This window comes from Streptococcus caecimuris, from assembly GCF_943193075.1.
In the GTDB taxonomy this organism is placed as follows: domain Bacteria; phylum Bacillota; class Bacilli; order Lactobacillales; family Streptococcaceae; genus Streptococcus; species Streptococcus caecimuris.
Map to the genome: position 1 here is coordinate 36502 of NZ_CALPCT010000015.1, position 23666 is coordinate 60167.

The 23666-nt window shown below is 34.5% G+C and carries 22 protein-coding genes, 2 pseudogenes and 1 other annotated feature; of the genes and pseudogenes, 20 read left to right on the forward strand and 4 right to left on the reverse strand.

The features are described 5' to 3' along the window. The 5 genes from yihA to rplL all read left to right on the forward strand — a co-directional run bounded on the left by yihA (position 1) and on the right by rplL (position 3603). Positions 1-603, forward strand: a complete 603-nt coding sequence (gene yihA, locus NFR56_RS07070) for a ribosome biogenesis GTP-binding protein YihA/YsxC (RefSeq protein ID WP_251458341.1) — start codon at positions 1-3, stop codon at positions 601-603. 148 nt (positions 604-751) lie between these two features. Beyond that, positions 752-1456, forward strand: coding sequence for a glucosaminidase domain-containing protein (locus NFR56_RS07075; protein ID WP_251458344.1), 705 nt, complete (start codon positions 752-754; stop codon positions 1454-1456). A 171-nt stretch (positions 1457-1627) separates the two neighbouring features. Further along, on the forward strand, positions 1628-2425 hold the full coding sequence (locus NFR56_RS07080) for a formate/nitrite transporter family protein (RefSeq protein WP_251458347.1): 798 nt from the start codon (positions 1628-1630) through the stop codon (positions 2423-2425). A gap of 61 nt (positions 2426-2486) precedes the next feature. Then, positions 2487-2621, forward strand: a sequence feature (ribosomal protein L10 leader region). 38 nt (positions 2622-2659) lie between these two features. Next, positions 2660-3160, forward strand: coding sequence for a 50S ribosomal protein L10 (rplJ, locus tag NFR56_RS07085; RefSeq protein ID WP_003001722.1), 501 nt, complete (start codon positions 2660-2662; stop codon positions 3158-3160). Between the two features lie 74 nt (positions 3161-3234). Beyond that, positions 3235-3603: a 50S ribosomal protein L7/L12 gene (rplL, locus tag NFR56_RS07090; RefSeq protein WP_003001622.1), complete on the forward strand. Its 369-nt coding sequence runs from the start codon at positions 3235-3237 to the stop codon at positions 3601-3603. A gap of 204 nt (positions 3604-3807) precedes the next feature. On the opposite strand, the gene NFR56_RS07095 is transcribed toward rplL, so the two are convergent. Continuing rightward, positions 3808-4107 carry a hypothetical protein gene (locus tag NFR56_RS07095; RefSeq protein WP_003004863.1) on the reverse strand — a complete coding sequence of 100 codons (300 nt, stop codon included), beginning with the start codon at positions 4105-4107 and terminating at the stop codon, positions 3808-3810. Between the two features lie 150 nt (positions 4108-4257). Continuing rightward, on the reverse strand, positions 4258-5223 hold the full coding sequence (locus NFR56_RS07100; RefSeq protein WP_003004844.1) for a site-specific integrase: 966 nt from the start codon (positions 5221-5223) through the stop codon (positions 4258-4260). Positions 5224-6005: 782 nt separating this feature from the next. On the opposite strand from NFR56_RS07100, the gene NFR56_RS07105 reads away from it, so the two are divergent. Next, complete coding sequence (locus NFR56_RS07105; protein ID WP_049504228.1) at positions 6006-6425, forward strand: hypothetical protein; 420 nt, start codon at positions 6006-6008, stop codon at positions 6423-6425. A 69-nt stretch (positions 6426-6494) separates the two neighbouring features. Here the strand turns inward: NFR56_RS07105 and NFR56_RS07110 are convergent, their stop codons facing one another. Continuing rightward, positions 6495-6821: a helix-turn-helix domain-containing protein gene (locus NFR56_RS07110; protein ID WP_013903620.1), complete on the reverse strand. Its 327-nt coding sequence runs from the start codon at positions 6819-6821 to the stop codon at positions 6495-6497. A 160-nt stretch (positions 6822-6981) separates the two neighbouring features. Between NFR56_RS07110 and NFR56_RS07115 the strand changes: the two genes are divergently transcribed. From NFR56_RS07115 to NFR56_RS07170, 14 genes and pseudogenes are all read left to right on the forward strand, one after another. Continuing rightward, the gene (locus NFR56_RS07115) at positions 6982-9831 is read left to right on the forward strand and encodes an SEC10/PgrA surface exclusion domain-containing protein (RefSeq protein WP_251458351.1); all 2850 of its coding nucleotides are present in this window, start codon (positions 6982-6984) and stop codon (positions 9829-9831) included. 36 nt (positions 9832-9867) lie between these two features. Then, positions 9868-10821 carry an LPXTG cell wall anchor domain-containing protein gene (locus NFR56_RS07120; RefSeq protein WP_251458365.1) on the forward strand — a complete coding sequence of 318 codons (954 nt, stop codon included), beginning with the start codon at positions 9868-9870 and terminating at the stop codon, positions 10819-10821. A 141-nt stretch (positions 10822-10962) separates the two neighbouring features. Continuing rightward, positions 10963-11334 carry a hypothetical protein gene (locus NFR56_RS07125; protein ID WP_003004846.1) on the forward strand — a complete coding sequence of 124 codons (372 nt, stop codon included), beginning with the start codon at positions 10963-10965 and terminating at the stop codon, positions 11332-11334. A 207-nt stretch (positions 11335-11541) separates the two neighbouring features. After that, positions 11542-12478: pseudogene (locus NFR56_RS07130) on the forward strand (IS30 family transposase). A 469-nt stretch (positions 12479-12947) separates the two neighbouring features. Continuing rightward, complete coding sequence (locus NFR56_RS07135) at positions 12948-13808, forward strand: Rgg/GadR/MutR family transcriptional regulator (protein ID WP_023919397.1); 861 nt, start codon at positions 12948-12950, stop codon at positions 13806-13808. 78 nt (positions 13809-13886) lie between these two features. After that, positions 13887-13994, forward strand: coding sequence for a streptosactin (gene gggA / locus NFR56_RS09900; protein WP_023919395.1), 108 nt, complete (start codon positions 13887-13889; stop codon positions 13992-13994). Between the two features lie 57 nt (positions 13995-14051). Further along, positions 14052-15251, forward strand: a complete 1200-nt coding sequence (gene gggB / locus NFR56_RS07140) for a streptosactin maturase GggB (protein WP_023919393.1) — start codon at positions 14052-14054, stop codon at positions 15249-15251. Further along, on the forward strand, positions 15244-16785 hold the full coding sequence (gene gggC / locus NFR56_RS07145) for a streptosactin export ABC transporter GggC (RefSeq protein ID WP_023919391.1): 1542 nt from the start codon (positions 15244-15246) through the stop codon (positions 16783-16785). Before gggB ends, gggC begins: the two co-directional genes overlap by 8 nt. Before the next feature lie 176 nt (positions 16786-16961). Then, positions 16962-17113, forward strand: a pseudogene (locus NFR56_RS09890) (IS630 family transposase); the annotation flags it as partial. A 92-nt stretch (positions 17114-17205) separates the two neighbouring features. Then, positions 17206-18078, forward strand: coding sequence for a helix-turn-helix domain-containing protein (locus NFR56_RS07150; protein WP_251458368.1), 873 nt, complete (start codon positions 17206-17208; stop codon positions 18076-18078). A 203-nt stretch (positions 18079-18281) separates the two neighbouring features. After that, entirely contained in the window at positions 18282-18419 is a 138-nt protein-coding gene (locus NFR56_RS07155; protein ID WP_155167719.1) for a hypothetical protein, read from the forward strand. A gap of 145 nt (positions 18420-18564) precedes the next feature. Further along, on the forward strand, positions 18565-18858 hold the full coding sequence (locus NFR56_RS07160) for a hypothetical protein (protein ID WP_023919386.1): 294 nt from the start codon (positions 18565-18567) through the stop codon (positions 18856-18858). A 6-nt stretch (positions 18859-18864) separates the two neighbouring features. Then, positions 18865-21066 (forward strand): bacteriocin-associated integral membrane family protein, encoded by a 2202-nt coding sequence (locus NFR56_RS07165; protein WP_251458371.1) that lies wholly within the window; start codon positions 18865-18867, stop codon positions 21064-21066. A gap of 4 nt (positions 21067-21070) precedes the next feature. Beyond that, positions 21071-21727 carry an ABC transporter ATP-binding protein gene (locus NFR56_RS07170; protein ID WP_049492958.1) on the forward strand — a complete coding sequence of 219 codons (657 nt, stop codon included), beginning with the start codon at positions 21071-21073 and terminating at the stop codon, positions 21725-21727. A 907-nt stretch (positions 21728-22634) separates the two neighbouring features. Here the strand turns inward: NFR56_RS07170 and NFR56_RS07175 are convergent. Continuing rightward, the gene (locus NFR56_RS07175; RefSeq protein ID WP_070505413.1) at positions 22635-23534 is read right to left on the reverse strand and encodes a tyrosine-type recombinase/integrase; all 900 of its coding nucleotides are present in this window, start codon (positions 23532-23534) and stop codon (positions 22635-22637) included. Positions 23535-23666 lie beyond the last annotated feature (132 nt).

Here is a 23666-nt window from a genome sequence, read left to right on the forward strand (position 1 = left end):
ATGGAAATTAATACACATAATGCGGATATCCTCTTAAGCGCTGCAAATAAGAGCCATTATCCTCAAGATGAGATTCCAGAAGTTGCACTTGCCGGTCGATCCAATGTCGGCAAGTCTTCTTTTATTAATACTCTCTTAAATCGAAAAAACCTGGCCAGAACATCTGGAAAACCAGGAAAAACTCAATTGCTCAATTTCTTCAATATCGATGATAAACTCCGTTTGGTAGACGTACCTGGTTATGGCTATGCACGTGTTTCAAAAAAAGAGCGCGAGAAGTGGGGGCGGATGATTGAAGAATACCTCACTAGTCGCGAAAACTTAAAAGCAGTCGTTAGCCTAGTCGATTTTCGCCACGAACCTTCAGCAGATGATGTTCAGATGTATGAGTTCTTAAAATATTATGAGATTCCTGTGATCTTAGTTGCTACCAAGGCAGATAAGATTCCACGTGGAAAATGGAACAAACATGAATCAATCATCAAGAAAAAACTAAATTTCGATCCTGCGGACACCTTTATTGTCTTTTCTTCTGTAACCAGGGAGGGACTAGAGAAGTCATGGGATGCTATTTTAGAAAATGCGTTTTACGAAATAAATTGAAATGACATGAAAATGTCATTTTTGTTTTGGATTTATCTCGCAATTGTAATACAAGTGTAATATAAGTGCCTTTGTTTTCTTCTATTTATATGGTATAATCTCTATAAAGATAAAAGATGATAAAAATTAATTGGAGATAAATTGTATTATGAAAAAGAAAATACGGAATAAATCGAAATTGTTTGGTTTGTTCGTTTCTGTATTAGCAGTGGGGACATTTGCTGCTGCTATGAGCGAGCACGTCACATCAGTTGGTGCTAATGATGGAACTTACCAAGCTTATTCAGACCCAACTGAAGCTTTCATCTCACAAATTGGTGAGTCAGCTCGTCAGCTCGGTCAAGAGAATGACCTTTATGCTTCCGTTATGATCGCACAAGCCATCCTTGAAAGTGGATCAGGTCAGTCTGGCTTGTCTTCTTATCCGCATTACAATCTTTTCGGGATTAAAGGAAGTTATGCTGGTCAATCTGCAGTAATGCAAACTTGGGAAGATGATGGTGCTGGAAATGCTTATACGATTAATGACGCATTTCGTTCTTACCCATCTTACTATGAATCATTGCAAGACTATGTAGCTGTTTTGAAACAAGGACATTTTGCAGGTGCTTGGAAGAGCAACACCTCTAGTTATCAAGATGCAACAGCAGCTTTGACAGGGGTTTATGCGACAGACACAAGCTACTATGCAAAACTTAATAACATCATTGAAACTTATAATTTAACTCAATACGATTCACCAAATGTTCAAGGTGGTATTACAGGTTCGGTATACAATCCATATCGTCAACAGTTCACTTCACAAGAAATCTTGAATTTGGATATCGCTTGGGCAAACCGTTTAAACTATTAAAAAAGAAAAGCAGGCAAATGCCTGTTTTTTCTATTTGTTTTTTAGTACATAGTTTTATTCGATATAAAACGTATATTGTGAAAAGTTAAGAATTCTCTCTGAAAACCTTTTCAAACTTTTCTCCCTATGATATAATGATTTTATTCACAAACATTTTATAAGGAGAATTTTATGTCTGAATCTAATTTCATTCAAAAAGTTGGAGCGGCGTGTAATAAGAAGGAAGATCTCTATCAGAAATCTAAAACGCGCTATGCAGTCCGTTCTATTTTTGCTGGAGGATTTCTTACTTTAAGTACGGCGGTCGGAGCAGTTGCAGCTGACTTATTAAATACCTTTGTACCTGGATCTGGTCGTTTTCTATTTCCGTTTATCTTTGCCTGGGGATTGGTTTACCTCTTATTCTTAAATGCGGAATTGACCACCTCAAATATGATGTATTTGACGGCGGGTACCTATCTAAAGAAGATTCATTGGAAGAAAGCTTTGGAAATTCTTCTTTATTGTACCTTCTTTAATTTAATTGGTGCTTTAATCGTCGCTTTTCTTTTCAATCAAACAACAGCCTTTGCTCATGTCGATCCAAAAGGTTTCCTAGCCACTGTAGCAGAAAATAAACTTCAACGTAGCAATCAAGTGGTTTTCTTTGAAGGGGTTATTGCCAATATCTTCGTCAATATTGCTATTCTTTCTTATCTATATTTCAAAGATGAAACAGCTAAGGTGCTCTTAGCCCTCTCAGCTATTTATATGTTTGTCTTTATGACCAATGAACACTTGGCTGCAAACTTTGCTTCCTTCTCATTATTGAGCTTTAATCCAGTATCTAGCCAATTGCCACATTTTGAGTTTTTAAATATTTTACGTCACTATAGCGTAACCTTCTTTGCCAACTGGGTAGGAGGAGGAGTCCTAATGGGACTAGCCTATGCTTGGTTGAATAATATCAAGAGCCTCTACAACGATTAAAAAATATAAAAAAAGTTTGCAAAAGTACTTGCATTCTTTTTTTATATGTGATAAACTAGTTTACGGTTTGAAAAAACTGCCTAAGACAGTAGGGGAGCTCGACTCATAAAGATCCTACCGAGGACAAAACGTATCAATTAAAAGAAGCGTATTGTACTTTCGTGTCTAGGTTTGGGCGCGTTTTTCTTTTGGAAAAATTCCCCAAGCAAAATAATTACGGAGGTGAACACACTAATGAGTGAAGCAATTATTGCTAAAAAAGCGGAACTTGTTGACGTAGTAGCTGAGAAAATGAAAGCTGCTGCATCAATCGTCGTTGTAGATTCTCGCGGTTTGACAGTTGAGCAAGATACAGTTCTCCGTCGCAACCTTCGCGGAAGCGAAGTTGAGTTTAAAGTTATCAAAAACTCAATCTTGCGTCGTGCAGCTGAAAAAGCTGGTCTTGAAGATCTTGCATCTGTTTTCGTTGGACCTTCTGCAGTAGCATTTTCTAACGAAGATGTTATCGCACCTGCGAAAATCTTGAACGATTTTGCAAAAGACGCTGAAGCACTTGAAATCAAAGGTGGTGCAATCGAAGGCGCTGTCGCATCTAAAGAAGAGATTCTTGCACTTGCAACTCTTCCAAACCGCGAAGGACTTCTTTCTATGCTCCTTTCTGTACTTCAAGCGCCAGTGCGCAACGTTGCTCTTGCAGTCAAAGCGGTTGCAGACAACAAAGAAGACGCAGCTTAATCTTAAGCTACGCAGCGTAGCCTAGCTACAAAAAATAAAGATATAAAATTAAAACTTATTTGGAGGAAATAACAATGGCATTGAACATTGAAAACATTATTGCTGAAATTAAAGAAGCTTCAATCCTTGAATTGAACGACCTTGTAAAAGCTATCGAAGAAGAATTTGGTGTAACTGCAGCTGCTCCTGTAGCTGTTGCTGCAGCTGGTGCTGCTGACGCAGGTGCTGCTAAAGATTCATTCGATATCGAATTGACATCTGCAGGCGACAAGAAAGTCGGCGTTATCAAAGTTGTACGTGAAATCACTGGTCTTGGTCTTAAAGAAGCTAAAGAACTTGTTGATGGTGCACCTGGTGTCATCAAAGAAGGTGTTGCTGCAGCTGAAGCTGAAGAAATCAAAGGTAAATTGGAAGAAGCTGGAGCTTCAGTTACTCTTAAATAATAGAGTAACGCAAATTGAATGCGAAAGCCTAGTATATTAAGGTTAAGAATTGCTTAAGGTGATTTAAATCTTAAAGAGGGGAGTTATTCCCCACCAAATCCCCGCCAAGTTAGATCTTGGCGGGGATTTTTTTCTACAACAAAATAGACTATATAATTCCTTTGTTAGTTTTACCTTATGCAGAAAGCATGGTGATGTTTTAACCTAAATCCAATCATCGCCTTCAACTGGTGCATATGCCCACCACACCCAAGCTAAACCAAGATCAGTAGCTTGAATAATACTATTTCGCATAGTAATTAAATTATGATAAAGTGCAAAATCAATGTATTCATCTAACTGATTTCTTTTATCAGCATAGCCTTCTTCAATTAATTTTGAGATTGATTCAGGTGAACTAACGTATTCTAAAAAGCTAGTGAAGTAGGTATCTGTTATTAATTTTTCACGAATTTCAAAATTTGAACCTTTGAATTCTCTTTGTAACTGATTTTTAATTGACATCTTTTTCTCCTTTAAATTTATACCATGTCTGTAAAATGTGTTAAAACTATTAGCCATACAACAACCCATAATTTAAGTATGCCATAAAAACGATGAAAAACTGTTTTTTTCCGTTTTTTTTCTTCATTTTTTAGTAGAAAATGAGAAACATTAAAGAATATAGTTGGTCACTGTAACGGATAGACGCCAGTGGGAAAGATGGAAGACCGAGACCGCCATCAAAGCTAAACGATTATATTTTGTAGGCAGGGCTGAATTTAAGGCTTTTTTATAGTTTGATCCACGAATTTTATAAGGTTCATCTCTTAGTTCATTAATGAAGTTTTTCTTTTGTTTTTCAAATTTCTTTAATGATTTATCCCTTAAATTTTGGTGACCAACCTCCCAACGTTCTATTAAAAAATTTTTTAAATTCACCTTGAAATTTGGATTATCTTGGAGTTTCTTCAAGTAGAAGTAATAACACTCTCTTGCATGTTGAGCTCGCATCCCATGTAGATTGATTAGATTATTCATTTCCACATCTGTAAAGATATAATCATCCTCTTGTTTATTTTTAAAAGTATCAAGGACTACTGGAACATCTTGAGGAAGAATAAGTTGAGGTTGAAATTTTCCTCCCTTCCCACGCTGAACTAAAACATAGTAATTTCCATTATTATCTTTTCGAATATCTTTTCCTTTTAATTTTTTTAATTCGGATCTACGAATCCCAACTGCCCTCTGAAAATTAACCAGCCGAGAGAAGCGAGAGTCTGTTTCTTGATGTTTACCTTGTGAGTTTTTTGATTTTACACGTCCTCTGATAATTTTGTCACTTGAACGCTTGTCTTTTCTAATTCTATTCATATTGATATCAACTGCTTTGCAGATAGGTGCTAAATAAGTATGAATTGTAGCAACAGAGTATTGTTTTGGATCATCATTTAGATCTAGTTGATATAGTTGAATCGCTTCTTCAGTAATATCTGATTTTTTTCTAATGTTGTGTTCTTTAGCCCACTTTGTGAAGCGAGTAATTGCTCTTTTATAGCTTGTCCTCGTTCGATTGTTTGTGATATTTTTTGAAGCTGCAATAAATAAATCGTGCTTGAGGGAATTTCTTTTTCTTGGCATTATACATTCCTTTCTATCTAAAATAGTACATATTATTGTTAAACTGCCTCCCACCCTTTTTTTAAAAGCTGGGTATGCTTTTGATTCTTCCCATCGAGGCTAACTCTTGAAGTTTAATGTTTGCGATAGATTTTCAGTACTCACCGTGATCTATGTTTGGAAGGATCATAAAGATGTCATTGCTTGTTCGAGCTTATAAAACTTTTCTATTTTACTTTTTTTTTACATTTTTCTTTTGCTTTGCTAAACTAGTTATTTTTTTAGTATTTACTTTTATTTTTACCTTTTTTATTTTACCTTAAACACGTTTTTCTTTACTTTTTTATCTACTAAATGGTTATTCTTTACTTCATGTTATTCAGTAGAGAATAACCATTTAGATTTTCTTTCTTTTTTTCTTAGTTTTTTCCTTTGCAATGACTAGCATATGAGAAATAAGTACGTTAACCGTGCCCAGTAACAAACTTTCTCACCATATGAATAATGGCTCTACTTGCTCAATTTAATTTACAATAATAGTATGCCATATTTTGATAAAAATAAAGATAGAAGAAAAACATCGTTATTTTAGGAACGGAAATGTTGTTTTTATTTTTACAAAAAAATGGCATAATAATAGTGAAGAAAAAAAGGCGGTGGTGAACTGTCTTTTTTTTATTCCTCAAAAAAGGAGGTAGCAGATGCTCAAGAACAATCGTTTAATAATATTAGAGAGAGTGAGACCACCGTGAAAATTCACAGATGAAAAAAACTTTTTTAAATAATAATTTGAGGTAAAATTAATGAAAAATTACAAAAATTATGTGATTAATTTAACTCAACAATATATTTCAGAGTTAATTAATCGAAATGAAGAAATTAATATTAGAATGTTTTATTCAACATTTGAAGAGGATCAGTATATTTCAATCTTGAATGATCAAGATCAAGAAGTGTCATTCAATTTTGTAAATGATAGCATTGAGATTGAATTAATTGATCCGTTGTGTGAGAAAATTTTGATTACATTTGATACTGTAGAACAAACAGCTAAAATCCATCTTGTAATTAATTTTCTCTTAGATTTGTTTTTTAGATTCAATTGGCATGAATCAGTTGCAGCGTTATCAGTTGCAGATTTCTGGGAATTGATCAAGAATTACGAGAAAGATAACCTCGATATGACATTTGGTTACCCAAGAATCGCAGGCTCTAATAGCTAATGGCCATATTTTTAGGCACAAAAAAAGTGGGAAAGGAATCGTTTTTATACTTATCCTTTTCCACTCTTTTTATTTTGTCTCGTTAATAATTGTGTTAATAGCTGAAATGACTTTATTTTGTTTGTACTCTGGTAAAGATTTGATAGTGTCGATAAGCTGTGCTAAGTCAGTACTTTCTTCTTTAAGTGTTAAATCAAAAAAAGTTTGTAGATCAACATTCAACGCATCTATAATTTTCTCCAGAGTACTAATTTTTATATTGGGCTCTAAATTTTCTAACTTATACGCGTAATTGGTACCAAGATCTGCTTTTTCTTCTAATTGTTCCTGAGTCATTCCTGACTGGGTCCGCAGAATCCGTATTCGTTTGCTTATATACTTTTGTAATTCTGACATTGCTCACCTCTTAAGACTATTTTACAGCCTTATAAGGTTAGGTTCTAGTTCTTAAAAGGTTGGTTACAACTTTACAAAGTTGCTAAAATATAGTATAATTCGGTTGTTTATAATTATATAGTGATAATTTGCTCAATACTCTATCATAAAGGTGGGAATTATGAAAAAGAAAACGATCAAAGCAACTGTATCTGCTGTATCAATAGCTACAGCTTTTGCGGGAATTTCCGTTGTACAAGCGGATGAAGTAACTGCAACTCAGCCAAATGAGTCAACATTAAGTACTGGATCGACAACTCCTTCGTCTACAAATATAAAACAAGTAGACGGAGTATTTGTACATAATGGAGTTGCAACTGTAACGAAAACGCCAACTTCTGAAGTTGTAGAAGAAGCAAGAACGATCAAGGAAGAAACGGATCAATCGGTTTCAAATCAAGAAAGTGCATTAGAAAACGCTAAGGCTTCGGAAGCAACTGCTGCAACAAAAGTTTCCGAGGCAAATGTTGACTTAAAAAATGCTGAGGAAAATAAATTATCAGCTACGCCTGAAAAAATTGAAAAAACGAAGAATGAAATATCAGAAGTAAAAGCTGATATTGATAAAAAGGAAACATCACTAAAAGATGCATCTGATAAAGTTCTAGAAGCTGAGAAAGAACGTAATCAGCAATCAGAAGTTATTCAAAAAGATCAAGATAAAATTTCAGAGCAAGAAAAGAAAGTTTCGACAGCTGAGGAAGCAGTAGCAACTGCACAAAAAAATCTTGATGGTACTGGAGCATCGGAAATCATTGCTAAAAGAGACAAAGCAAAAAGTGATGTAGCTGAAAAAGAATCAGCAGAATCAGATGCGAAAAAGGCTTTGGAAAATGCTATTAGCGAAGACAAAAATAAAGCTGAAGAACTCAGTAAAGCTTCAGCTGATGAAAAAACGCAACTTAGTGCTAGTCAGGTTTCTGCTAAACAATTAGCAGATGCTAAAAAGGTTGCAGAAGAAGCAGCGAGTGCATTAGTGAAGGCTCAAAAAGAGAAAGAAACTGCTCAGAAAGTTTTAGACGGTACTGGCGTTGAAGAAATTGTAGCAGAACGTGATGCTGCTAAAAAAAATTTAGATGCTAAAACAGCAACTGAAAATACAGCAAAACAGGAACTCGATCGTGCCAAAGAAGCGGATGATAAAAAAGCTACTGCACTAAAAAATGCAAAGTCTGTCGAAACAGATCAAATAAAGAAAAGCCAAGAAACGGCGAAAAACTTGTCGTCTGCTGAGGAAAAACTAAAACAAGCACAAGAGAATCTAAAGAAAGCTCAAGAAAATAAGGTTTCAGCTCAAAGTAATCTTGATGCTTCTGAGTCACAACTTGCCCAAACAATCGCAAATCGTGATAGCAAAGCAAATGATTTAGCAAATAAACAAAATAGTAAGATTGGTGCAGAAGAAGAGCTCAAAACAGCTAAAGAAAATGATGCTAAGAAAGCTTCAGAAATTTCAGCTTTAACTACTAAGAAAAGCCAAGAAGAGGCAAAAGTAAATGAAACTTCAAATGAGTTAGCGAGTGCTACATCAGCAGCTCAGGAAGCAAAAGAAAATAAAGAGAAGGCTGATCAGGCAGTTGAAACCCTCAATAAACAAATTGCAGCAATTAAAAATCTCACTATTCCTCAATTGCCTCAGGATGTCATTGATGCCTACAAGGCTTATCTTGCTGATGACTCAGACGCAAATAAAAATGCCTTAAACGACGTTATTCAAAAATGGTTCAAAGATAGTAAATATGATTTTGGAACTGCATTAACAGAATATTCCCCTGAACACCAAAATATATTCATAAAGGAATGGTCAAACAAGGATATTGTTTTGCCGATCGATGATTCAGTCGTAGATTTAGACAATTTAACTGACAAGCAAATTGAAGCTTTGAGCCAATATTATGCACTTCTCGCCAACAATCTGCAAGACCAAGTTTGGGGTAGTCATCATTATATTGTCACTGAAGAATCTGTTCAGGGTGTCAAAAACATTGCAAAAGCCTATGCTGAAGAAAATAAACCATATAGCACAAGTCACAGCGATACTGCTTTAGCGAAAGATGGATTAGATTCCATCGTATGGACTGGAGAAAACATGAGCTATGATAATACTTTGCTTGGTTATGGTGCGTATTATTCAGAAGCTAAAGAAACTCGTAAAGCAACAATGTCTCAATTGTATCGTGAGGTATATGATGCTGTAATTAGCTTTATGGCAAATGATGTTCATGCTTATTTTGGACATATGAAACTTATGATTGGGCAGAAAGCTCCTACAAATATTCGGGCAATTGGAGCTGCAAATAGTTTCACACCAAGTGGTGTTGGACGCATGCACTTTATTGAATTCAAAGGTCAAGATGCACATCTTGAATATGTTAAAGATGAACAAACTGGTGAATACCATTTTGTAACTGTTGACGATTATTATGATAAAGGGATTGCTAAACCTTTAGCTACTCCATTTGATACTTCAAAAATGGAAGATGAATTAACAGCTGCTAAAGCTAAGCAGACTACAGCAAATACGGCAAATGATTCTGCACAGAATCGTTTGAAAAAAGCTAAATCAGAAAACGATAAAAGTACAAAAGCTCTCAAAGAAACGACAGCAAAATTAGATGCTCTGAAAGCTACTCCTGATCAAACACCTGCAGCTACTACTAAATTGGAAATCGCTACACAAAATTATAATGAAGCACAAACCCAATTTAATAAGGCTCAAGATGCACTCGATCAATTAAATGCTGATATTCAAAGCAAGCGTCAATCTTTAGCAAGTGCAAAAGATAATTTAGACCAAGCTACAAAAGCAGAAGTAAAAGCTAAATCTGATCTTGAAAAAACAAAACTAGAAAATCAAAATGCGAATCAAAATCTGAAACAAACTCAAAAACTTGTAGCAGAATTATTGTCAGTTCCTGATCAAACTCCAAGTGCACAAAAGAAATACGACACTGCGAAACAACTAAAATAAGAAGCTGAAACAAGATATACCAAAGCTCAAACTGCTTTGGATAACTTAAATGCAGACCTTAAAGTTAAGCAAAAAGCATTAGAAACTGCAAAAGAGGAGCTTGAAAAAGCAAAAATAGCAGATAAGACTGCAAGAAACAATTTAGATGAAGTAACTAAAATTCATGAAAAACATTTGGCAGCCTTAACAACTACACGTCAAACGATTGCAAGATTAAATTCAATCTCAGATAAGACACCTCTTGCACAAAAGAATTTAGATGAAGCTTCTCAAAAATTGATTGCTGCCAAAACTCGTTATGTCAAAGCACAAACAGCAGTTGATAATCTTAATGCAGATATTCAAACAAAACAAAAAGTTTTAGCAGATGCGCGTGCAGAATTGGATAAAGAACTTAAAGTTCTTTCAGATCTTAAAGCTAAAAAAGCTACGGATGAAGCAGAACTCAGAAACCGTCAGAATAAAGTTGAAGAGTTAAAAGCTAAAGAAAGTCAAATTAAGAATGAAATTTCTAAATTAAAGACTAACTTAGTTGCTTTAGAAACACTTTTGGATCATCTTGAAAATGCAGATGCATATTTGATGAAAGCAAAAGGAGCATATGACAATGCAGTTGAAGAGCACCGTTTAGCACTTGAGAATGTAGCAAGAGAGGAAGCTAAACTTAAAACACTTCTACAAGATCAATTGGATGCAACTGCCCAATATGAAGCTGTTAGGGAAGCCTATTTAAATACTCGTACAAGACAAAGCGAAGTCTTTAACGATAAAGTAGATCACAAGATGATTTCTCTTAATCCTGCGTTAGAAAAGAGTATATCAGAAAATACTTCTAACGAACAAGTATATAGCTATGCTGGAAATCAAGCTAAATATGCTGCAAATAGAGCCTTGCCTAATACAGGTTCAATTGAGAATTGGTTAGTGTTTGCAATGGGAATTGTTCTTTGTAGTTTTGGTATTTCAGTATCACGGAAACAGCGTGATTAATAAAAGCTGGTAAGTATTTCTTATTGTAGTAATGAATAAAAGTTTATCATTCAAAATTTGATTTTTTACTAATGATTTTAGTGAAACTAGGTATATGAAAAAAATAATTAATATCTTTAGATATTTATAGGAGGAAAAATAATGAAAAAAATTATTGCTTTAGTTGTTTTAGTACTTGCGGTTGCCGGTGGGGTATTCTTTTTCTTGAATCAAAATTCAGGACCAGAGAAGCAAATTATTGGTACTTGGTATGATAGTAAACACGATTCAACTATCGTTTTCAATAGCGATAAAACACTAGAAGTAACAAATAATAAAGACGAATCTAGAGATGGAACTTGGAAAATCGCTGGAAAATATGTCAAATTAAAGGTTTCTAGTGCAGCGAGTGCTAAAGCTGAATTACCTGGAAAAGATGAAAAAGAAGTAAAATATTTAAAGATTCAATTTAATTCAATTGAAACTGTTAACAGTGATTTTCGTGTAGCAGACGGAACTTTTGAAAAACAGTAATATAATTTAAGTATCTATCTTAAATATAGTTAGAAGATAAATAATAAAAGGATTTGGAATTAATGTTATTGTTAACATGATTCTAAGTCTTTTTTATTGAGATTTTATCAAATGATAAATTGTAAAATATAGTGCAACAAAAAAACTCATAGCGTTTCATTGGTGTAAACTGTAAGTAACCGCACAAACAGAACCCGAGGAAAAACTATGAGCTACTCCCATCTTACCATAACCGACCGAATAAAGATAGAAACTTACTTGGATTTAGGTTTAAAATCTTGCCAAATTGCAAGTAAACTTGACTTTCATAAGTCTACCATTTCAAGAGAGTTAAGACGATGCCAAAATGGTTACTACGCCGTCTTAGCACAGGAACAGTACGACCACAGGGCTAAGCAAAAGGGTCGGAAGTCTTGTTTGACACCAAAGTTGAAAAAGGAAATTGAGAAGGGGTTAAAAGCCTCTTGGTCACCTGAACAGATTTGTGGTCGCTATCAGCTTGAACAAAAGCCAATGGTAGCTTTTAAAACCATCTATAACTGGCTCTATGCTGGTTTGATTGATCTGGATTTAAGCGTCCTGCGCCGAAAGGGAAAAAGTCGACAGCCCAAAGAAACACGTGGGGCATTTAGGATTGGCACGTCGATTGCCAAACGTCCTAAAGAGGTCAGGAATCGTGAGACTTTTGGCCACTGGGAGCTCGATACTGTGGTGTCTTCCAGAGGCAAAAGTAAGGGCTGTTTAGCGACCTTTCTAGAGCGAAAAACTCGTTTTTACTTAGCTTTCAAGATACCAGATAGAACAGCCCAAGCCATGTTTTCAGCTATCGAACAACTTTGTAGGCTATTTCCAAAAGAGGCTCTTAAAACCTTCACTTCAGACAGGGGGAAAAGAGTTTGCCTGCTATCCTCTGGTGGAGAACTTAGGAATTCCCTTTTTCTTTGCGGACGCCTATTCTTCCTGGCAGAGAGGAAGCAATGAAAACGCAAATGGCTTACTAAGAGAATATTTCCCAAAGAAAACAGATTTAGCCGTTATCTCTGATGAGGATTTGAACAAGGCTTTATTTGATATCAATCACCGACCACGAAAATGTTTAGCTTACAGAACTGCTTGTGAAGCTCTAGAGGATGAGTTCAAGTAAATGTTGCACTTATTCTTGCAATTTATCATATAAAAAAGACCCTTAAAATAATTGATTTTAAAAAGATAGTTTTCGTTAGGTTAATTTATTTGCACGTCAAACACTATAAAAAGAGAGTGGGACAGAAATCGGTAATTCGTTAGAATTCGATTTCATCGTCCCACCTCCGCACAGTTGAGTAGGGCTGTAAAAGCTGATGAAATCAGCGTAGTAGAGCCCACTCAACCACTACGTATTGCTGACAATCCAAAGACAATTGAGAGGCTAGGACTTTTGTCCCAGCCTCTTTTTATAAGAGAGTGAAATTATCCAACTCCTATAACTATGATTCCTCCAAGTATTACTAAAGATAAGTAAAAAAATAATTTTTTATTCATAATAGCAACCTCTTTTCTTTTTCTCCTATGATATAATGTTATTCAAGATATTGTAATAAATTCCCTTATACACAATTTAAGAGGTACTTTAAATGAAATACGGAAAAATTTTTAAAAAATTTAGAGAATCAAGAGGACTGTCACTAAAAGATGTTTCTAAATGTGGAGTATCAAGTTCTCACCTGTCAAGGTTTGAGCATGAAGAAGCTGACTTAACTATTACAAAATTCATTTTAGCACTTGAAGCAATTAATATGCCAATTGAAGAATTTATATACGCAGCGCGCGATTTTCATAGAGATGACTTTAATGAATTGTTAGAGAAAATTCGTTTATTAGTAGCAAAGCGAGATATCGTTGGTATGGAAAATTTACTGATTAGTTTGTTGGAAAATAAAAAGAAGAAAGGCCCTTTTTATGAGCTAAATACGATTTTGGTTAAGATTCGTTTACAGGACTTATCAGGAAAGATCTATGTGACAGATCAAGATATTAGTTTTATCAGTGAGTACTTATTTTCTGTAGAATACTGGGGGTGTTATGAATTGTTGTTGTTTATGAATACATTAGATGTTTTAAATCATGAAACTATGATGGTTTTATCAAAAGAAATGTGCCATCGCTCTGAATTTTATAGAGATATTCCAAATAATCGTCGTTTACTATCGACCATGTTGTTAAATGCCTATATAACATGTATTGAACGAAACGAGCTAATAGATGCTCTTTATTTTGAAAAACAACTAAAATTTTGTAACTTCTCAGAAACTGAAATTTATGAAAAACTAGTGTTTCATTATGCGAAAAATTTGTACGATTTAAAGAAAACTCATAATCAATATGCTTTAATTGAGATGAGAAAATGTATCGCAACAATGAAATTAGTAAATAGTCAACAGTTAGCATGTACGTTTGAACATCATTTAGAACAAGTGTTGAACGATTTAGAATAAATTGTGTATAAGGGAATTTTTTATAGCGCTCCTAAAATGGTAATATGATATATATATAAAACATAGGAGGTGAAAATAATGGAAGAACTACAAGTTATTAACCTTGAAGATCTTTTAGAGTTTGATCAAGGTTATGTTGTTAATAATAACTGTGGACCAAGTCATTCTTGTGGTGGCGGTCGATAGTTTCTTCCGAGGTGGGGAAAAATTTCCCCATCTCTGTTTTCATTAATGAGGATTGCTATGATTAAAAAAATTGATACTGATTTTGGTACATATTATTTTGATTCCATTTCTTTTACTTTGTCTTCTTCACCTGAATATAAAAATACGTCTAATACTTTGGATAATCTTGATGATGGAATCTTGAAGAAAGTTGTAATAAATATTTCAAATAGCTGTAATCTATCGTGTTCGTACTGTTATGCTGATGGTGGAAACTATGGCATGGACAATCGAGTAATGGATTTTGATACTGCTGATAAGATAATTCAGGAAATTGTAAGTAAGGGAATAAAACAAATTAATCGATTAATACTTTTTGGAGGAGAGCCTTTTTTAAATATTGAGTTGTTTGTATATTTTATTGAGAAATTATCTAAATTTTTAAATATATTAAAAGTTGAGACTGTTACTAATGGTACTGTTTTGAATCATCGAGTAAAGCATATGTTAAATAAATTTCATCCATTTTTAACAATTAGTTTAGATGGACCAGAGGTTGTTCATGATAGGTTAAGGGGAAAAGGAAGTCACAGAAAGACTCTGAGATTCATTAAGTATTTAAAAAGTATTGATTATGATAATTTCGAAATTGCATCAACGTATACTCGTATTCATCAAAAAAATGGTATTAGTAGAGAAGCTATTTTCAAATATTTTACTGAGATGGATGTTCATTTTAATGTTAATGATGTCTTCAGTAAAAATAAAGTACTTATTGTTAAAGAAATGGAAAAAAGTTTATCGGAAAGAAAAACTTTTATAGATACATCTATTCAGAATGTAATTGATTGTAATGAGAAAGCATTTATTAGCCCAATCTTATACGATGTTTTAATATCTATGATTTACAAGAGTACAAACCATACTTTCTGCGATGATATTGATCCTTCCAATACAATTACTTTTGACGTAGATGGAAGTAAGAAGTTGTGCTTTAGATTCTGGGGGAGTCATAATAGTCCAAATGTTGAAACATTTAATAATAAGGATAATTTTTCTAAGTGTAAAGATTGCTGGTGTAGAGGTATGTGTATAGAATGTGTTGCCAATGTAATTGATGGTTATTCCACTGTCATTAACGAGAATGGAGAATTCATAGAATGCCACAAGCCAGAACTTATGGAATACTGCATACAACAAATTATATACCTTTCTAGAGATAAAGAGCGACTATCTAAGTTGGTAAATAATTTCAGGAGGTTTATACGTTATGCTTAGATCTTATGTAACCAAGAAGCACTTATTCTTCTATTTTGTGGCGATTATGATTACTTGGCTGGAGGCTATCATTACACCAGCTTTGATTCAGTATATTGTCTCTAGTTTTACCAATCACCAGTTGCATTTGCTATGGCAAGTCTTGGTTTGGGGGATTATTGGAAATTTGATTCTCTTGCTGGGTTTGGCGGGAAAACGTTATTACTATGCACGAGTACTGACAGACTTCAAGTTGGGTATTAAGAAGGATATCTTTCAGACTTTCTTATATAGTCGTCGGATTGCGGATGAGGAAGTTTTGTCAGACTTGGAAAATGATGTAAAACAGCTAGAAGATAATTATATTGAGTCGACTGTTATTATCATTTCTTCTTTGGGATTTACAACCGTCTCTATCTGTTATGCTCTTTGGACTAATTTTTATCTTGGCTTGCTCTTTATCGTTTTTTATTCGATACCTACTCTTTGTAGTGGAATTGGCTCTAAACGTTTGGATGAAATTACGAAGGAGAAGTCCCTAGCGAACCAAGTCTATGTCTCTCAAGCAACCAATATGATCGCAGGTGCTCGTTCCATACGGTATTATCGGGGACAAAGTTTGTTTTTCAAATTGTTTTCTAAAGATTTGCATAAGACTCTAAAGGAAGAAATCGCCTATGAGAAGCAACGGACAATAAATAGTCTCTTTATCAATGGAATTGATGCTTTTTGCTCGGTCGCGCCTATTGTCATTGGTGGTTTCATGACCTATTATAACTACCTATCTGCAGCCAGCTTTGTAGGGATTTACCTAGTATCGTATAATATTGGCTATCAATTTCAGGAGTTGTCTTATTTTATCAATACTAGAAAATCAGCTAAGTCTCTCTGTGATAAATATCAAAAATTGCTGGGAGTGGGCTTTGAAATGCCTTCTGTTCTCGAAGGTTCTGTCTTTCCTATCCAGTTAAAGCAAGTAAGTGTAGTGCGTGATGGTCAAGAAATTCTAGCCCCTTGTGACCTAACTATTGAGGAAGGCGAAAAGATTGCTATTATCGGAGAAAGTGGGTCTGGGAAAACCACCTTACTGAACCTAATTTATGGTGAAATTAAGCCCAGTCATGGTCGGATTCGCTACCATGGGCAAGAGCTAACCTCGGATGAACTTTATCAGGCAGGAGCCTACATTCTCCAGTCTAGTCATATCTTTGATGGTTTGAGCCTAGAGGAAAATATTGCTTTGGGACAAGAACTGGATTCCGTAAAGATGGATGAAATCCTGCGACAAACTGGTTTGAAAGCTCTTCAAAGCAAAACCCCTAGTAACCAGACTCTGTCGGGCGGTGAGAAGCAGCGGTTAGAAATTGCACGTGCTCTCTATCACAATCGCCAATTTATCCTAGCTGATGAAGTCAAAGCCAATCTGGACCTTAAAAATCAAGAGAAAATCAGTCAACTTCTCTTCTCGCTCCCTCAAACACTCGTAGAAGTGATTCATCACTATAGTGAAGAGGACTTGAAGCGCTATGATAAGGTGATAAAACTGGAGAAATAGGTGGAGGTATAGGTTTCAGAAAGGAGTGGCAAGTTCTCTCTTTTTTGTAGGTTGGATAATAAAAACTCTGTCTAAAAATATCAGTACAATAACATCAAACTAGGGATGTAGCTAGTGAAAGTCCTACAGTAATGAGTTGAAATATGAAATTCCATGAATTTGGGGATAAGAATTTACCTCTTGAGCAAGTCTGGGCAGAGATTCGGAAGCGAGGGTTCAAGAACAAGATGTTTAAAACTCTCAATGAAGTCATTGATAAGTTGCAAGAAGTGATTAGGAGCTTGCATTGGACAGTACTATTGTTCATAGAAGTTGGATTAGTTTTTGATTTTAGGTGAGTATGAATAATTGAAAAATAAAAGTCATAATGTTATAATTTGTGATATAAAGATAAATATTACATAGAATAGAGGTGGCCATATGGGGAAACTATTGGCGAGCCGAATGCGTAGTCGGAGAAAAGAACTGAATTTGTCTCAGGTTGAATTGGCTGCTGGTATCTGTGAACAGGCCCAAATCAGTAAAATTGAGCGAGATGCAGACTATAGTCCTGGCTCAGACTTAATATATGCCCTTGCAAAAAAGCTAAATGTATCAATGGACTACTTTTTTGACGAGGATATCCATGTCGAATCGGAGTTTTTGACTCAATTTCGTGCTGTATCTAAGAAATTCTTAGACTTACGAGATTATGATTCACTAAAATATATCTATGAGTTAGAAGCTGCGAAGACAGTAAAACTCCCTCTCTCCGATCAGTTATACCTTCAGTGGATAGAGGCTATTGTGTTGTTTAACCATGACCTTAAACAGAATGAAGCGATCAAAAAATTAGAAGCTATTTTGTCAAAATATAGCGAATATGATTGGGAATATTTGAATATCTCAAATAGTTTATTACACTTTTACTTTCAGACGGATGAACTCTCAAAATTTGAAGAAGTCTATAATCGCATGACCAATCTTTTTAAGAGTGTTAAGGTTCGGACAATTGATGAACTTGAAATTCTGATTAAATGTCGGTATAACTTTTGTCGGTATCTATGGTTAAACCAGCAAACAGAGAGAGCGATAAGTGAGACTTTTGAAACGATTGGTATTTGTCTCAAAAATAATAGTTTCTACTGTTTAGCTAATCTTTACTGTTTACTTGGGAATGTTAGTGAAGGTTTTGCCCATAAAGATGCCGTTAAACAGTACTTTGTAACAGCGCAGCGTGCATACCTGCTAGAGGGAAATGATAAGATGGCTTTAGACCTTGAGCGTTTTATCAATGAAACATTACCAGCATAATTGTTATAGACAACTCAGTCTTTACTGTGTTGTTTTTTATATGCATTTATTATAACATCTCTCATGAAACGAGTTATTTCTACGGTTAAAATAAACATATTCATAATAAAAAAATAAAATAAAAAAATCTTTATAAATACAATTGACAAATAATTTTCTGCGTGATAGAATACAATCAAGGAATATGAAAGGGGTTGCAAGATATGAAGAAAGCAACTAAAAAGTTTGTTGTCGCAGTTTTATTAGCGGGTTTATTAGTTATTGTTGGTAAACCATCGATAAATCCCGCTCCCGCCCCTTTAGGCTTTGATCCTGGAGAATTATATTCTGTAAAATTTTAAAATATGAATTGTAAAATTTTATGAATAAGCTGGTAGTATTACCAGTTCAAAGAAAGGATAGTTGCCAATGTACTAAGTTGTCATAAGTTACTAAAAAAGAGTTGTAATTGTTAGTTTTAGTCAAAAATGAAATGGAGACTATGTTATGAAGAAAAGAATTAAGAAGATTATTTCAACATCGTTACTTGCTCTTACCCTAGCTGGTGCAGGTGGTTCAATCGCTTCTGCCGCAACAGTTTATTATAAAGGTTCTGCCGTTTATTGGAACTATGGTCGTACAGTAGGACTTTGGAGTTACTCACACGTTCAATCTGGTGTGTATGAACACGCAGCAAGTGCTAACGGAGGTTTCTCAGGTTGGAAACGGCCAGGAATTGAAGCACGTGCATCTAGATATATTGGAAGTGGTACAGCACAATGTTACTGGAATTGTAGGTAAGCGCCTATGACATACAAAAACATGTTATTAGGTAAAATGAAGTACTTAATCCTGTTTTTGATTGCCATTCAGAGCGTACTACTTGCTCTGATGGCAATTTTTTTTACAGGTGTTCAGTATGAGGAGGCATGGCAAAGTTATAACCGTAATTCTAGGACAGTTACAGTTTATCTTCAAAGATTATCTGAAGAACAGTCGCAAAGTGTATACCAATACTTTTTGGAACAAAGTGACTTGTCTATTTGGACGAAACGTACTACAAATAGTAGTAGGGATGGTTCAATAAATAGAATATATTTAGATGTTCTTGGCAATCCTGAAGGTTTTTCAGATTTTACAAACGGTGGTAAAATAATTTTATCACGCCAACAAATTTCAGATTTATTATCCCATAGTGACAATAACTTGACTATTGGACTTGATAAGGGAACTGATAATATGCTCTATGAATTACCGAGCTTGTTATTTACAACCCCTGTTGTTATTAATCGGTTAGACCATATTTTTCAAGAAACAAATACAATAAACGGGATATATCATATCAATGGTCTTCAGGACAACCTCTCAAGAGAAACGTTTTTATCAAATCTCTCATCCATTACTGGGATTTCTGTTGAAGACTTGATTAGAGAGAGTTTTGGCAGTAATACTGTTGAGGGAATTGTGCCAATCGTTTTAGCTGCTAGTATTGCAGTAAATGCTATGGTTCTTCTTGTTCTTTTCCTAATATGTGTTTTACAATCCTTTAAACATTTTGGGACATTGATACTACTTGGATGGGATAGGAAGGAGTTGTGGTCTGCCCTCTTCAAGGATTCTCTTCTGTTTTCTATTTATATTGCACCTGTTTCCGCACTAGCAACTTGGTTTTTGTCAGGTTGGGCTAGTTTTGGATTATCATCATTTGTGTTAGTCTTTGCGGGTACAAGTCTTTCAATCTTGTTACTATTGCTAACATTAATTATTCCAAGTATTGTTGTTTATTTGGTTTCTCCATTAGCTGCAATTCATAAACGGTTACCAATGAAACCATTAATGGCAACCAGTTTGTTATTCTATACTTTAGTAGCTGGTTTATTAATAGCAGTTAGTCATTCCTTAGATGCGCCAATGAATCAGTTCATTGATAATGTCAAAGTAGCTAGGGAGTGGAAAAGTGTCGAAAATATGTATGTTATTTCGGATTTTGTAGAAGGGGATGATATAGGAACCTACTCTGGTAATACAAATTCATTAGAAAGCAGCATGTATCACTTTTACCAACGAATTTCAGAGATTCCAGGTGTTTATATTGCTCAGGGAGAATATCTCGGGCAAGAATACCTTGATACAATCTATGGTACGTATCAAAATGTTCCTAAAAAACCATTTTGGTATTTAACCTATTCTTATAATTACTTATCTGAACTAGGAGTTGAGTTAAGTAATGAAGAATTATCCGAAATACGTAATGGTGCCAGATTGTACCTTATTCCTGATACTCTAGGTTCAGCGGATGTTGAAACCATGAAGGCTTATTTACAAGAAGTTGTTCGAGTAAAACCAGGGGATATAGGGACTAAGTTTACAGAAAATCCAAGATTTTTATTTAGAACCTATCAGCCATCTAAGTCCATTTTTACTTGGTCAAGATCAATCGATCGAGGTGTAACTAGTGAAGAACCTGTTATTTTTGTAGCAGCTCCTGAAAACTTGTACTTCATGGAATCAGCAAACCTATCTGTGAGTGGATATGACGGAATTTTGAAAGTTCGTGATAAGGAAACAACGAATCAGGTAAAATCAATTTTAGAAAATGAGTTCCCTGATTTATCAGACAATGCACTGAAATTTACAACGGTTAAGAATTATATCAATGGACTTCAGAAAGATCTCGGCTATACTTTCTACCTATTTGGAAGTATCATTGCTATTATTGTCTTTACTATGATGGCTATCTTTTGGAGTTTTGTCTTGATTTATCGCTTGCTTTTCGAAGAAAAACTGTATGTACAATACTTCATGGGCTTTTCTCCTTGGAAGAGGTATAGCGGTGTTCTTTCTCTTGTCGTTGGTGTTTCTGCGATAGAACTACTAGTTTCTATCTTACTAGGCTCTAAGTTGGGAATAGTTTTAGCACTAGTTACATTTGCTTTCCAATTATTACTTCTTTACTTCAATCTATTCCGTAAAGAAGTAGAAAGTCTCATACAATCGTTTAAGGGGTGATTTAATGTCTATGATTTCCGTACAAAATGTGTCAAAAAAATTTGGGTCACGTGAGATTTTAAAAGACTTAAGTTTTGATGTTGAGGAAAATGAATTTGTAGCTTTAGTAGGGCCATCTGGTTCTGGAAAATCTACGTTACTTAATATGATTGGCCTTTTGGATAATATTGATAGTGGTAAGATTTTAATCAACGGGAAGATCTTACCAAAAGTGAATTCGCGTTCTGCGGTTAACTATCGAAAGAATGTTATCAACTATCTATTTCAATCAAATGCACTCATCTCTACATCCAGTGTAAAAGATAATCTCATGCTTGCTATGAACTTTACTAATTTCTCTAAGGAAGAGAAGGAGAAAAAGATTAAAGAAACCTTGCGGTTTGTTGGTTTGGAAAATAGACTAGATAGCAAGGTCAATGAATTATCTGGAGGTGAGCAGCAGAGAATCGCCATCGTGAGAGCTATTCTAAAACCAGGTGATATCATCTTGGCAGATGAACCAACAGGTTCATTGGATCCTGATATGGCTCAAAAATCATTTGACTTAATTCGGTCATTGAGAGATCAGTTTGGAAAAACAATTCTAATCGTCACACATAATTTAGACCATGCGAAACAATGTGATCGAATTGTCTCGTTGAAATCAGCTTTTGTAAATTAGTCTACTCACTCGCAACTGAGACAATCATTTTAGTCTATAGAACAACGAAGAAAGTGGAAGTTTAAGGATGAAAATTTTGAATACTATATGACACAACAGCCAAATTTGTACAATCATCTAGAGTTATAAACTTATCTAGTGGTTGAAAATCATATTGATGACATCCTTTGTCTGCATATAATTTTCAACAATAAATTAGTAGATATGGTTGTTTTACATTCATTTCAAAAGAAAACTGTCCCTATCCCACATTGTTTTAAAGGCGAGACTGTGACAGTCTTAGATGACGATGAGGTGACGTGGCATTTGTTAGAATTTCAGGATTTTAGAACTTGTTTGACTTCAGTGATTCAGCATGGAGTTCACTAAAATATAAGAAAAAGAATTTTATCAGGAGAAGTATACTACTATGTATAGCGGAAAATCGTAAAAAAGCAAAGACGAGGTAATTACCTCGTCTTTGCTTTTTTAGTATAATGAACACCTTCATGTTAATGAAGTCAATATCGGATGGTAGCCCTTTTGAGTAATCAAAAATGCCCAAATTAATTAAAACTTGCGCATCTTATTAATTTTACAAATTGGGTATTACTACTTTATGCCACCCTTTTTCAAATATATTATACAAAAAAATGAAAAGGTTTACAAGGAATTGACGGTTATAGGAACTATAATTCTCATCACTTTGAACATTAAAAAGGAGAGAACCAATTTAGTCCTCTCCAGATTGTAACTTTATATCAACCCACTACAGTTGACAATGAGCCAAGGATCAGTCGCTATCATCTCTATGGGGCAATCAAGACAAGCACAGACACAACAGATCAGTCATTTGCCTATAACTTCGAAGTTCGTGACGATACTGGACTTGACTATTCAGGATAGGGTTACCTCTATGAAGGTAGCCCTATTTTTTTGACTGTGAATGAATCGAAGCGATGGGATTACACAGAGTTAGAATTTCTTTTTGCTTTGACTGAGATACATGAGTATAGATTTGTGTGACTGAGATAGAACTATGTCCAAGAATTTGTTGAATGTATCGAATATCTACATCACTATCTAGAAGCATTGTTGCGAAACTATGTCTAAACATATGGGGGGTAATAGGTGTAGTTAAGTTATGTTGTTTAACAAGGGTATTTAGAATTAAACGTACACTTTGCTCTGACAATGGGTTGAAAGAATATTTTCCAGAGAATAGGTAGTCACTGGGTTGAAAGCAGTAGTTATTTATATATGTTTCTAGTAAGCTAAATGTTATTTGATCTCCTAAAAATAGGATACGTTCTTTCTTGCCTTTTCCCATAATATGGAGAGTCCTATTTGAAAGATTAATGTTTTTAAGATGAATATGACAAAGTTCGGAAATCCTAATTCCAGTTGAAAGCAATAGGGAAATGATTAGCAAATTTCTTTCAGCTTTTTGTTTTTGATATTTAGTTTTTGAATAGGTAACTTTCTGTTCTAGATGTGAAAAAATACTTTTCAAAATATCATAAGGAATCGTTTTAGGTAATATTTTTTCCGTTCTAAATTGATAACGTAATTGATTAAAAGGATTCTCATCAACTAAATTATGATATTTTAAGTAGCTGTAAAACACCTTCAAACTAGCAATTTTGCGACGTAATGTATTAGATTTAATATTGGATTTCGTCAAATGTTCAACATAGGTTTCCACACTGCTGTAATTTGAATTGTAAAATTGCAAAAGATCATTTTTGTAAGCTCGAATCGTATGTGAACTCAAGCGTTTATGGGTTTTGCAGTAGTCTAAGAAAGTAGAAATATGTTTATAATCCATGAATAACTCCTTTATCAATAATCATGCTATTATATACTTATTTGAATGCTTTGTATAGTGATAATAAATAGTTATCGGTAGGAGAAGGATGAAAAAACTAAAACAACAATTTATTTCTGATTTTAGTGCAGC